Origin of the sequence: Robertkochia marina, assembly GCF_004799345.1 — a bacterium.
Classification (GTDB): domain Bacteria; phylum Bacteroidota; class Bacteroidia; order Flavobacteriales; family Flavobacteriaceae; genus Robertkochia; species Robertkochia marina.
In genome coordinates this window covers 1046857-1059434 of sequence record NZ_SSMC01000001.1, presented here as the reverse complement: position 1 = coordinate 1059434, position 12578 = coordinate 1046857, and the positions used below count along the sequence as shown (strand labels likewise).

The window sequence follows — 12578 nt, the reverse complement described above, 5'->3', positions numbered from 1 at the left end:
AATATAAAAAAACAAATACTAGCAGGCCACGTACTTATTTAAGGAATAGCTACATAAAAAAACCCCGCCAATAGCAGGGTTTATTAAAAATATGAATTGTGATTTATTCCGCTTCTGCAAGAATGGTTTTTACCTCGTAATCTCCCTTGTATTTGTTGAGAATGGCAATTCCTTCTTCGCGTGTGGTATTGGCATCTATTTTAAGATCCGTTCCATCAGGAGTATGAACAATATAGAATCCATCTTTGAAAGAGCTTAAAGGAATAACTTCCCCATTGGGCTTAATGGCATTCCAGCTTTTTTCATGTGGCCGGTAAACAAGATCTACTTTTTCACCGGTTTTAGGACCATCTACCACCTCGATCTGCATACGATTTGTAGTGGCAGTCATTTTATACTTGTTACCATCCCTTTCTACGTACTGAACCTCCTTCTCTCCTTCTTTCATGGCCACAGGATTGTTACCGGTCCAGAATTCTAAAACATTAAAAATAAAAAGGTCACCTACAACGAAGATCTCATAGACAGGCAGGATCCAGAGACCCCAAAATACAAGGTTATTAAGGAATTTACTGTCGGTCATTCCCATATTCCAATCTTTCAATCCGTTGAAGGCTGAAAACGAACCGAGGCAGCTCGAGAACATTAATGAGCTCGCCAAAGCGATACAGATAATTTTTTTCTTCATAATGATAGCTTTTAGTTGCCTTTTAAAGATAGAAAAAATATACTATAATTTCATCCAACTACCTTATTATTAAAATGTTATCGTTGTACAGTGTCATCTGACCGCTAAAATTGGCACATAAAAAAACCCTTTCAACGAGTGAAAGGGTTTTAACTATCTTCTTTATGCTTTCTTAAGCCTCGAAAGGCTCGATAGAAACATAAGATTTATTATCTCTCTTCTTCTGGAATCTTACGATACCGTCAACTTTAGCGTGCAGGGTATGATCTTTACCCATGTAAACGTTCTCACCCGGATTATGGGCAGTACCACGCTGTCTTACGATGATGTTCCCGGCGATAGCAGCCTGACCTCCGAAGATCTTCACCCCGAGGCGTTTCGATTCTGATTCTCTACCGTTCTTGGAACTACCAACTCCTTTTTTGTGTGCCATTGTATTAGAGTTTTATTTCGTTATCAGATTAAACAATTAACTCAATGCCTCGATCAGCTCGGCTTTCTTCATTGAAGAATATCCGCTGATCCCTTTGTCCTTAGCCATTTCTCTAAGCTCGGCAACGGTCATATCTTTAAGATCGTTAGTTGCTTCTGCTTCGGCCTTAGGGGCATCTGCTTTTTTAGTTTCTTTTTTAGGCGCAGCCTTTTTTGCTCCGCTTGCAGTGATCCCTTCGATCACGATCTCAGTAAGGGCTTGTCTGTGTCCGTTCTTTACACGGTACCCTTTACGTCTTTTCTTTTTGAAAACGATCACTTTGTCACCTTTAAGGTGCTTTACGACTTTTGCCTCTACTGCGGCTCCGTCTATAGCCGGGGCGCCAATAGTAACGTTACCGTTGTCATCCAGAAGAAGTACATTGTCAAAAGACACTTTTTCACCTTCTTCAGAAGCCAAACGATGCACGTAAACCTTTTGGTCTTTCGCAACTTTAAACTGCTGCCCTGCTATCTCTACAATTGCGTACATATACGTATGAATTAATAAATTAACTTCTAACTCGATCCTAAAAATTAGTTTTTAGGCGGGTGCAAATATACTGCTAATTCATTAAAGCGCAAATGTTTTTATGCCTTTTGAGCTGTTTTTTTAGGATTCCAGCTTGGCTTGAATTTTTGCATAAAGGCCAGGGTAAGCACAACTGTAGAGGCAAACCCCTCAACAACCAGAACAAACATAAGAATACCCGGCCCCTGGTAGTAGTCTTTCATCCAGGATTCCATGAGTTTTTCGGGAAACCCGGGGTCAATATGAAACATATAAACAGCCATAAACCCAACAAAAACAAGGGTGGCAAGAAAGCCGGAATAGAGCCCTGTTTTAAATCCTTTATAATAATCAAACTTTTCTCCTTCCAGAATTCTGCGCAACCGAATGGCAGCATAAACCCCATAGGCCATAATACCTCCATTGAGTAGTCGAAGCCATGGATTTTCATGTAATCCGAAAAGACGAACCAATAAAAAGTAGGCAATAAGAACAACAGCAATAATGAGACCGTATCTGATGTGTATTTTACTGGGATTCATTTGGATGACTTTTCAATTTATGTTTTCTAATTTACAAAAAATCAGAGGGGTAACATTTATATTGGGGTTAATTTTTATTTGCCTTAACATTGCAACGAGGGAAATTTCCTATATTTCGAACAAATTGAACTTTGGCTGCCTTAAATACAGCTACAACACATCTTTTTAGAACCAAACCTATCATCAATTATGAAAAAGACTATCCTATCCTTATTCTTCCTGGCTACGGGAATAAGCATGACCGCTCAGGAAGTAGCTTTTGAAGAATACGATCTGGACAATGGCCTGCATGTTATTCTTCATCAGGATAACTCAGCTCCCGTGGTTACCACTTCAGTAATGTATCACGTAGGAGGTAAAGACCGTGAAGACGGAAGAACCGGTTTTGCACATTTTTTTGAACACCTTTTGTTTGAAGGCACTGAAAACATCGAAAAAGGAAAATGGTTCGAGATCGTTAGCTCAAGAGGCGGAAATAATAATGCAAACACCTCCAACGACCGAACGTATTACTATGAAACCTTTCCTTCGAACAACCTGAAGCTTGGATTATGGCTGGAGTCTGAAAGAATGCTGCACCCCGTGATCGGACAGGATGGTGTAGATACTCAGAACGAGGTGGTAAAAGAAGAAAGAAGAAGCTCTTATGACAACAGACCCTATGGAAATCTTTTGAGCGCAGTTACCGAAAACCTTTTTAAAATTCACCCATACAAGGATCCGAACATTGGCTATATGGAAGATCTCGATGCGGCAACGCTTGAAGAGTTCCAGGCCTATTTCAAAAAATACTACGTACCCAACAATGCAGTATTGGTAGTTGCCGGAGACATTGAGGTTGAAGAGACCAAAAAAATGATTCAGGACTATTTCGGACCAATTCCTTCTGGAGAACCGGTAGTTCGAAATTTCCCGGAGGAAGCTCCCATCTCGCAAACCATTAGGGCAACCTATTACGACAAAAACATACAGTTGCCGGCGCTGATCAATGCGTATAGAACTCCCGGCTTTGGACATAAGGACGCTTATGTACTTAATATGATCTCTACCTATTTAAGCGATGGAAGAAGTTCTAAGCTTTATAAAAAACTGGTAGATGATCAAAAGCAAGCCCTGCAGGTAGCTGCCTTTAACTTAGAACAGGAAGACTATGGCATTTACCTGGTATTTGCCCTGCCTTTAGGTGACACCTCCCTTGAAACCCTTGAGCAGGAGATCGAAGAAGAGATCCAGGCCCTGCGCACCGACCTGATATCGGAAAAAGAATTCCAGAAACTGCAGAATAAATTTGAGGCAGATTTCATTAGTTCAAACAGCAGTATCCAGGGAATTGCCAACAGCCTGGCCAGGTACCATATGCTTTATGGCGATACCAACCTGATCAATTCTCAGATAGACATCTATAGAAAAATCACGAGGGAAGACATTCAAAATGTAGCCATCAAATATCTGATGCCACAACAAAAAGCTGTTATTGAATACCTTCCGGAACAAAACCAATAAAAAAATCGTTATGAAAAATATATTTGCACTACTACTGTTATTCAACCTGGCCATAGTTTCAGCCCAGGTAGATCGCACTGTTATGCCCGAACCGGGGCCCAGCCCGGAGATCAACCTGGGTAGCCCGAAAGAATTCACCCTTCCCAACGGCCTTCAGGTGTTGGTTGTTGAAGATGCGAAACTACCAAGGATCACCTTATCTCTCGACATAGATAACCCCCCAATACTGGAAGGTGATAAGGCCGGAGTTTCAACCCTAACTTCCAACCTTTTGGGTCAGGGATCAGTCAATATTCCAAAGGACGCATTCTATGAAGAAGTAGATTTTATGGGTGCCCGCCTCAATATTGGTATCAGCGGAGCTTTTGCAACCGGGTTATCAAAATACAGCGAAAGGATCATGGAGCTCATGGCCGAGGCTGCCATCTCTCCGAACTTTACACAAGAGGCGCTGGAACTTGAAAAAACCAAGTTAAAAGACAACCTTAAGAGCAGTACTAAGGATGTTGGTTTCATAGCTACTCGGGTTTCCAGTGCGCTGGCCTACGGCAAGAAACACCCTAAGGGAGAATTCACCACAGCTGAAACGGTAGACAATGTTACCCTTGAGGATATAAAATCATTCTATAGTAACCGATTCGTGCCTGCCAACGCCTACCTGATCGTTTCGGGTGATATTACTTTTGAAGAGGCCCGGGAAATGGCAGGCAAATACTTCTCTAAATGGAAAAAGGCTTCTCCGTTAAACCTAAGTTACTCCACTCCAAAAGATGTGCAGTATACCCAGATCAATTTCATCGATATGCCCAATGCGGTACAATCTGAGATAAGGGTGCAAAACCTGATCGACCTGAAACTGGGCGATAAAGATTACTTCCCTGCACTGTTAGCCAACTATATCTTAGGTGGCGGTGGTGATGCAAGACTATTCCAGGTATTGCGAGAAGAAAAAGGATATACCTATGGTGCCTATTCAGGTGCTCGTCCAAGCAAATACGGAGCCTCATTGTTCCGTGCACAAGCCAGTGTAAGAAATGAGGTTACCGATAGTGCCGTTGTTGCCTTTTTAGACGTTATAAATGACTTTAAAAACAATCCTGTCTCACAAAAAGAGCTTGACATAGCCAAGGCAAAGTATTCAGGTAATTTTATCATGTCTCTGGAAGATGAAGAGAGGGTTGCCGAACTTGCATTGAACATCAAGCAAAATGAGCTGCCAGCCAATTTCTATGAAAACTACCTGGAGCAGATCAATAAGGTAACTGTTGAAGACATCAGCGATGCAGCACAGCGATTACTTCAACCTCAAAACATGAGAATTGTTATTGCCGGTAAAGGCAGCGAGGTACTGGAAGCGCTCGAAAAGATGACTTATAATGGTAAAAAGTTGCCGGTTAAGTACTTTAACGCCGAGGGAGATCCTGCGGAGAAACCTGATTATACTGCACCCCCTGCAGATAATGTTAGCAAGAAAGAAATCCTTCAAAAATATATCAAGGCTATCGGAGGCACTGAAAAACTGCAGAGCATTTCGACTATGTATGCCAGTGCTTCTACCAGCATACAAGGCATGACTCTTGACATTGAATTTAAAAAAGGGAACGGGAAATACCTGATGGATACCAAAATGCAAGGCAACAGTATTAGTAAACAAGTCTATGACGGGGAAAAAGGATTCACTTTTGCCCAGGGACAGAAGATAGAGGCGACAGGAAAGGCTGCAGAGGAAATGGCAAAATCGGCGATCATTTTTCCTGAGTTAAAATGGTTAAACGATGAGAGTGTGGTTGTTGATCGGGTTGACATGGTTGAAGGTAAACAGGCCTATGTACTGAAAGTCTCTGATGACAATTATTCATTCTACGATACAGAATCAGGACTGAAGATAAAACAGGAAAGCTCAACACAAATGGGCCCTAATACCATTAAGTCGACATTACTGCTGAGTGATTACCGTGAGGTTGAGGGGGTAAAAGTACCTTTTAGCATGCAGCAGAACGTTGGGCCTCAAAGTTTTGATCTTGAGGTAACTGAAGTAAAATTCAATGAAGATTTCCAGGTGTCAGATTTTGAATAAACACCACCTTATTCCAAAAATAGCCGGTCTGTTTCAGATCGGCTTTTTTATTTACGCCCCCTGTTAACCAGGTACACCCCCATAAGAATGATCAGGGCACCCGCCACCTGTATAAATGTGAATTTTTCTCCATCCAATACCCCCCAAAAAATACCAACTACGGGGATCAAATAGGTCACTGAAGTCGAAAATACCGGGGTAGAGATCTGAATAAGCCTATTAAACATGATCTTAGCCAGTCCGGTGCCAAATACCGATAACACTCCTACGTACCCAACGCTTGACCAAAAACGTGAAGGCAGTTCTTCCGAGCCACCTGCAAACGGCAAAAAAGAATAGACAGTGAGCGCAATGGCGGCAGGTAACATAAGAAGGAAGCTACCTGTGGCAATAGCCATAGCAGGCATTTTCTGAAGTTTTGATTTGATAATATTGGCATTAATTGCATACATCAAAGCAGCCAGCACCACCAACAGGGTGTAAAAATAGTTCTGATCAGGGTTCACCTTAGCCCCCTGAAAAATAAGAACCCCTGCCCCTGCAAGCCCTAACAATACCCCTATAACCTGCGACCAAAAGGTGCGTATCTTAAAAACAACAAAGCCTATTATAATTGTAAATAGGGGCACCAGCGAATTAAGAATAGAAGCTATAGCACTGTCGATCTCCGTTTCGGCATAGGCAAACAGAAAAACCGGGATGAAAGTCCCGCAAAGAGCTGATGCGGCCACCCACTTCCATTCTGATCTTTTGATCTTCTTTACAGAGCGCAAACCTACCACAGCAAGAAAAGCTGTTGAGAATATGATCCTTACCCCACCAAGCTGGATCGGATTCAGCCCTTCCAGTCCTTTTTTTATCAGGATATAGGAACTACCCCAGATCAGGGAAAGTACTACCAGGTAAAACCATTTGCGCTGTTCGTTGTTCATACAGAAATTTAAGCCGCAAAATTCAGGTATTTTTTTGAAATAAATGACCCCCGCCCCTACTTCATTCAACAACCGCCTCTGCACAGCTGTATATTATCAATTTCATAGACAGATTAACCCTTATCTTTGTTATTGCAATTAATAGGTGATCTCCTCATCAAAACACCGATCCTTTACATCTGATAACATGAAAAAACTCCTGTTTACCGCCTGCATCTTAACAACAATATTACTTAGTGCCCAGGCTCCTAAGGAAGATCTGTGGACCGCTGACCGTCCGGACGGACAGGCTCCGATATCGGTATTGGGTGATCATATGCATAATAAAGGGGAATGGATGTTTTCATACCGTTTTATGCAAAAGGATATGGCCAACCTGAAGACCGGAACTGATGACGCCTCTTTTGCAGATGCCCTGGACCGTTACATGGTTAGCCCTGCTAATATGTCGATGCAAATTCATATGCTGGGAGTGATGTTCGCACCTGCCGAACGGATCACCTTGATGGTCAGGGCAAATTACATTTCTTTGGAGATGGATCATACCACCCGAATGATGCCGCAAGATCCGGGAGTATTTACTACTCAAAGCTCTGGTTTCGCCGACACTAAAGTAACTTTGATGTATGGGATACACAATGGTTCAGGGACACACTTGCATGCGCAGTTGGGGGTATCACTCCCAACAGGAAGTATTGACATTACGGATCAGACACCTGCCTCTGCCCCCAATGAAATGATCCTATCCTACCCAATGCAGCCCGGTAGCGGGACCTACGATCTGGAGCCCGCAATGACCTGGCTTGATCAATGGAAAAACCTCTCCTCAGGCATGCAGATCAGAGGTACTTTCAGGTTGGGCGAAAATGACAATGACTACCACCTGGGGCACCGCATAAGTATACAGAAATGGCTTGCCGGGAAAATTTCACCCTGGCTCAGTATTTCAGGAAGACTGGAATGGGGTGCTCACGGAAAGATCTCAGGTGCAAATCCAATACTTACCCCCTCCACGGCACTGACTGCTGATACAGAAAACTCCGGAAAAACCTACGCCAATGCAGGGTTTGGTGTCAACCTTTATGCTTTCAAAGGAATTTTGAAAGATCTGAGACTGGGCGCTGAAGCTATTTTACCTGTTTATCAAAATCTTTATGGAATACAACTCAAGGAAAAAAACACCCTGGTGCTGGGGTTACAATATACCTTGTGATCGCAACAAAAAGTAATCTTAAGATGAAAAATCGAATTTAAACGTAAACAACACACCCATGAAACAACTTCTATTCGCATTTGCATGTCTTGTCGCAATTACGACTTCCTGCAAGCAAGAATCAAAAAAAGAGCAACCAAATAGTAAAATGGCAGAGGTTATGGCCATACATGACGAGGTGATGCCAAAAATGGGCACCATAGGCAAATTAGTTGCAGAATTAAAACCCATGGCTGACACCAGTCAGACAGACTCAACCTATATCAAGGCAGTGACCGACCTTCAGGATGCGCATAGATCAATGATGGACTGGATGAAAGGATTTGGAGAAAGATTTGACTCTGAAGAGATCCTAAAAGGCAAACCATTAACCCCTGAAAAGCAGAAGTGGCTTGAAGAAGAAGAGATCAAAGTAAAAGCCATGAGAGATGAAGTAAACCAAAGCATAAAAAACGCTGAACAACTACTATCCCAATAAAAAACGCCCCGAACGGGGCGTTTAATTTTTACTAACTAACTAACCTGAACTTCATAATGAACTTCAGGGCTAAAATAGCACAAGCTTTTAAGTATAATTATATGATTAAGAATTATTTAGGATTTTCACTCCCAACTCAGGGTCTCCATGATAGTTCTGATATCCTTGCCAAGGTAATGGGCGGCAGGAAGTACTGAATCGTAATTAGGTTTCGCTTCAAAATACAGGGACCCGGTAACAAAGTGTTTGATACTGTCAGTGAGATAAAACTGGGTCTGAGAAGCAGCATTACCCTCAACATTATAGAACATACCGTACACCCTGTCCTTCTCATTTACGAAAGGCTGTTCTGTAATATTATCTGCTTTCACCACGTGTTCGTAGGTGAGCTTTTGAGCATCTCTAAGCAGTTTATCAAGGTCGTTATCCACCTCTTTATAGGTAAGGAAGATATTAGCATTCATTTCAGGGTATTGCATCACGAAGGAACAATCGGATTCACTATGCAATGATGCTTTGGTATTTTTTTCAAACTGAAACGGACATGGAAGGTCGGTCATGGCATATTTCTGCCCCGAATACTCCAGTCTAAGCATAGCCTTAGGTTTCGGTACGGGAGGCTCTGAACATGCTGCTGTAAGCAATATCAAAACAATAACTCCCATAAATCTTTTCACCACATTCCTCATGAATCAAGCATTACTTTTATTTGTTTTATTCTACGGTTGTCAAGGGCTTCAATAACAAAGGTATATTGTTCAAACCTAATCTTCTCGCCCTTTTTAGGAAAGCTTCCGGCAATCTCCAGAACAAAGCCGGCAACTGTTTCTGACTCTCCCTTGTTAGATTCAAATAAAGTATTATCATCAAGCCTTAACACGCGATAGAAATCCTTAAGAGATGTCTTCCCTTCAAAGACATAATTGTTCTCGTCCAGCTTGGAGTAAATAAGGTCTTCATCATCAAATTCATCACTGATATCACCAACGATCTCCTCTATGATATCTTCAAGGGTCACAAGTCCGGAAGTACCCCCATATTCATCAACAACAATGGCCAGGTGATTCTTCATGTCCTGAAACTCTTTCAGAAGATCATCCAGCTTCTTATTTTCCGGCACAAAGTAGGGCTCTCTTTTGAGGGAAACCCAATCAAAAGATTTACGGTCCAGATAGGGCAAGAGGTCTTTTACATACAACACTCCGGTTACCTGGTCCATATGTTCTTTAAATACGGGCACCCTTGAGTAACCGTGATCAATGATCTCAGCGACTACTTCCTCAAACTTCATTTCTTCATTCAGAGCAAAAATATCTATCCTGGGGCGCATGACCTGTCTTGTATCGGTATTACCGAAAGTAACGATACCTTCCAGGATCTTTTGTTCTTCGCGGGTGGTGTCTTCTCCGGAGGCAAGCTCCAGGGCGTGAGAAAGCTGATCGACAGAAATATTAGACTTCTGTTTTCCCAGTTGATCCTGCAGATAAATGGTTACGCTGCGCATGGGTATATTAAGGGGAGCAAACAGCTTATTCAGAAAATGAAGCGGATAAGCCATGAATAGTGAGAACTCCACCCTATTCCTGTTTGCATAGATCTTTGGAAGGATCTCTCCGAATAGCAAGATCAGAAAGGTAGCTACCACCACCTCAGCAATAAATCTAAGAGGAATAATTCCGAGGATCTCCCCGTCAATACTGCCAAAGAAAAATGTACTTAGAGAGCTTATCAGTAAAACGATGGCAATATTAATGAAGTTATTTGCCACTAAAATTGTAGCCAGCAACTTTTTGGGTCGCTCTAACAGGGCAGTTACTATATGGATACGCTGATCACCTTCGTTTCTGGTTTGTAACATATCTGAAGGGGTCAGAGAGAAAAAAGCAACTTCGGCTCCGGAGATCAAGGCAGAACTTAAGAGCAGTATGAACAGCACCGCAATCTTTACGACCGTGACTATATCTACAGCAAGGATAAAAGAAACTAAACTCGAGGGTTCAGGGTCCAAGTGAAAACAATTTAGTTAAACTCAATTAAAATGGCAGATCGTCATCTTCCTCTTCCTGAGAGAGAGAGGGTGATGAAGGCGAATTCTGAACAGGTCTTGCTTGTGTGGGAGCTTCAGAGCTGGTTGACGCTCCTCCGTAAGCACCCGGATTGGAGCCGGGCTCAGGCTTATTAGATAGAAATGTAAAGTCGGTTACATGCACCTCTGTGGTATATCTCATATTACCATCTTCTCCTTGCCATTGACGGGTTTTAAGGCGGCCTTCCACATACACCTTATCGCCTTTCTTTAAATACTTTTCACATACTTCGGCTGCTTTATTTCTGACAACAATATTATGCCATTCGGTATTGGTAACCCGTTCTCCGGTCTGACGGTTGGTATATGTTTCATTGGTAGCCAGTGGGAACCGGCCAAGGCAATTACCTCCTTCAAAATAATTCATCTTCACATCGTCACCCAGGTGACCGATCAGCATTACCTTATTTAATGTTCCACTCATTATAGTATGGTTAAGTTTTTAAGTATTTATAAATGTATTTAAAATTTACCTAATTGGAAAATTCAAATTCATGCACAAAGTTAGCCAGTAACACGGGCATGGCATAATCCTTCACCCTAGATTTTTTGACTGCTCCCGGAAGCTCATCTTCCAGGTTAACGATCCAGAATCGGGTAAAGATATGCTGGTGAGACAATTTATGCACTATATCATCCTGGTTATAAAGCCAGATTTTTGACGGATCTGCTCCGGGAATAGAACGAAATCTCTCTTGTGCAATGATCTGATCAAGATTTGCCGGGCCTTGAGTTTCAATGAGGGGGAACTGATAAAGATCTCTCCAGATGTCTTTCCCGGTACGCTTTTCCAAAATGATCTCCGTGCTGTTGAAAGGCACGAGATAATTAAAATAACGTTTTTTGATCTTTCCTTTCTTGAGTTTAACCGGCAAGGAAGCAACCTTCTTTTCCTGAAGGGCCACACAAGAGGAGTTTAACGGGCACTGCTCACAATCGGGGTTTTGAGGTTTACACTGTCTTGCTCCAAACTCCATAACTGCCTGATTATAGGTGGCAGGATCAGAGGTATGCATCACCTCCTCTGCGAGGGCTTTGAAATACTTAATCCCCTCGGTCGCATTAATAGGCAGATCCACCCCGAAGTAACGGGAGAGTAAACGGTAAACATTCCCGTCTACTACGGGTGCAGGCTCATCGTATGAAAAGGAAGCTATGGCTGCCGCTGTATATTCACCAACCCCTTTCAGCTTTTTCAGATCCTTATAATTATCAGGAAACCTTCCGTCAAGCTCGTGGCTTATATATTTTGCCGTGGCATGCAGGTTCCTGGCCCGTGAATAATACCCCAGACCTTGCCACATCTTCATTACCAGATCTTCTGATGCTGCTGATAAATGATGTACTGTAGGAAACTTATTAACAAATTTATTGTAATAAGGGAGTCCCTGCTCTACACGGGTTTGTTGCAGCATTATCTCCGAAAGCCATATTTTATAGGGGTTACGGGTATTTCTCCAAGGGAGATCACGCTTATTATCTGTATACCAGTTAATTATGTGTTGATAGAAAGTCATTAACAGAACTAATTATTTTTCCTATATTGCCTTTAGTTGATTAAATTTTAATCAATTACACTTTATTTATTGACTAATTAATTTATATATTTGCAACCCCTAAATTATAACACTTAAACAAAAATACTAAAATGACAAAAGCAGATATCGTAGCGAAGATTTCAGAGAAGCTTGGAATGGAAAAAGGTGATGTTCAAGCCACTGTTGAATCATTCATGGAGGAAGTGAAGAATTCTCTGGAGAGCGGAGATAATGTTTATTTGAGAGGTTTCGGAAGCTTTATCATCAAGACAAGAGCTGAAAAGACAGGAAGAAATATCTCTAAGAATACTACTATCAAAATACCTGCTCACAACATCCCTGCATTCAAGCCTGCGAAAGTATTCGTAGAAGGTGTAAAAACCAATGTAGAAGTAAAGTAAATAAGTATTAATATAAATTCATTAGTCAATGCCAAGTGGTAAAAAAAGAAAAAGACATAAGGTAGCCACGCACAAGCGTAAGAAAAGAAGAAGAGCTAACCGCCACAAGAAAAAGTAGTTAGATTAACTACTTTTTCT

General features: G+C 41.8%; 14 protein-coding genes. 5 read left to right on the top strand and 9 right to left on the bottom strand.

Annotated features, from left to right (window positions below; all coding sequences use genetic code 11):
• Positions 1-103: 103 nt before the first annotated feature.
• The 4 genes from E7Z59_RS04345 to E7Z59_RS04330 form a co-directional block, all read right to left on the bottom strand.
• A complete protein-coding gene (locus E7Z59_RS04345; RefSeq protein ID WP_136335053.1) occupies positions 104-688 on the bottom strand; it encodes a DUF3332 domain-containing protein in 585 nt (194 codons plus the stop codon).
• A gap of 172 nt (positions 689-860) precedes the next feature.
• Positions 861-1121, bottom strand: coding sequence for a 50S ribosomal protein L27 (rpmA, locus tag E7Z59_RS04340; protein WP_136335052.1), 261 nt, complete (start codon positions 1119-1121; stop codon positions 861-863).
• A 36-nt stretch (positions 1122-1157) separates the two neighbouring features.
• Positions 1158-1652: a 50S ribosomal protein L21 gene (rplU, locus tag E7Z59_RS04335; RefSeq protein WP_136335051.1), complete on the bottom strand. Its 495-nt coding sequence runs from the start codon at positions 1650-1652 to the stop codon at positions 1158-1160.
• Positions 1653-1750: 98 nt separating this feature from the next.
• A complete protein-coding gene (locus tag E7Z59_RS04330) occupies positions 1751-2212 on the bottom strand; it encodes a DUF4199 domain-containing protein (protein ID WP_136335050.1) in 462 nt (153 codons plus the stop codon).
• 189 nt (positions 2213-2401) lie between these two features.
• Here E7Z59_RS04330 and E7Z59_RS04325 point away from each other — a divergent pair, with 189 nt between their 5' ends.
• Positions 2402-3715, top strand: coding sequence for a M16 family metallopeptidase (locus E7Z59_RS04325; RefSeq protein ID WP_136335049.1), 1314 nt, complete (start codon positions 2402-2404; stop codon positions 3713-3715).
• Between the two features lie 10 nt (positions 3716-3725).
• The gene (locus E7Z59_RS04320) at positions 3726-5792 is read left to right on the top strand and encodes a M16 family metallopeptidase (RefSeq protein ID WP_136335048.1); all 2067 of its coding nucleotides are present in this window, start codon (positions 3726-3728) and stop codon (positions 5790-5792) included.
• Positions 5793-5839: 47 nt separating this feature from the next.
• Here E7Z59_RS04320 and E7Z59_RS04315 read toward each other — a convergent pair whose 3' ends face one another.
• On the bottom strand, positions 5840-6724 hold the full coding sequence (locus tag E7Z59_RS04315; RefSeq protein ID WP_136335047.1) for a DMT family transporter: 885 nt from the start codon (positions 6722-6724) through the stop codon (positions 5840-5842).
• A 187-nt stretch (positions 6725-6911) separates the two neighbouring features.
• Here E7Z59_RS04315 and E7Z59_RS04310 point away from each other — a divergent pair, with 187 nt between their 5' ends.
• Positions 6912-7937, top strand: a complete 1026-nt coding sequence (locus E7Z59_RS04310; protein WP_136335046.1) for a transporter family protein — start codon at positions 6912-6914, stop codon at positions 7935-7937.
• Positions 7938-7995: 58 nt separating this feature from the next.
• Positions 7996-8415 carry a hypothetical protein gene (locus E7Z59_RS04305; RefSeq protein WP_136335045.1) on the top strand — a complete coding sequence of 140 codons (420 nt, stop codon included), beginning with the start codon at positions 7996-7998 and terminating at the stop codon, positions 8413-8415.
• A 125-nt stretch (positions 8416-8540) separates the two neighbouring features.
• Here E7Z59_RS04305 and gldD read toward each other — a convergent pair whose 3' ends face one another.
• The 4 genes from gldD to mutY are packed head-to-tail and all read right to left on the bottom strand — an operon-like array spanning position 8541 to position 12018.
• On the bottom strand, positions 8541-9104 hold the full coding sequence (gldD, locus tag E7Z59_RS04300) for a gliding motility lipoprotein GldD (protein ID WP_199287159.1): 564 nt from the start codon (positions 9102-9104) through the stop codon (positions 8541-8543).
• On the bottom strand, positions 9101-10423 hold the full coding sequence (locus E7Z59_RS04295) for a gliding motility-associated protein GldE (RefSeq protein WP_136335044.1): 1323 nt from the start codon (positions 10421-10423) through the stop codon (positions 9101-9103). The genes gldD and E7Z59_RS04295 overlap by 4 nt, the downstream gene beginning before the upstream one ends.
• A gap of 25 nt (positions 10424-10448) precedes the next feature.
• Positions 10449-10925, bottom strand: coding sequence for a single-stranded DNA-binding protein (locus E7Z59_RS04290; RefSeq protein WP_136335043.1), 477 nt, complete (start codon positions 10923-10925; stop codon positions 10449-10451).
• Between the two features lie 49 nt (positions 10926-10974).
• The gene (gene mutY, locus E7Z59_RS04285) at positions 10975-12018 is read right to left on the bottom strand and encodes an A/G-specific adenine glycosylase (protein ID WP_136335042.1); all 1044 of its coding nucleotides are present in this window, start codon (positions 12016-12018) and stop codon (positions 10975-10977) included.
• A 131-nt stretch (positions 12019-12149) separates the two neighbouring features.
• Between mutY and E7Z59_RS04280 the strand changes: the two genes are divergently transcribed.
• Positions 12150-12440 carry an HU family DNA-binding protein gene (locus tag E7Z59_RS04280; RefSeq protein ID WP_136335041.1) on the top strand — a complete coding sequence of 97 codons (291 nt, stop codon included), beginning with the start codon at positions 12150-12152 and terminating at the stop codon, positions 12438-12440.
• The last annotated feature ends 138 nt before the right edge of the window (positions 12441-12578 follow it).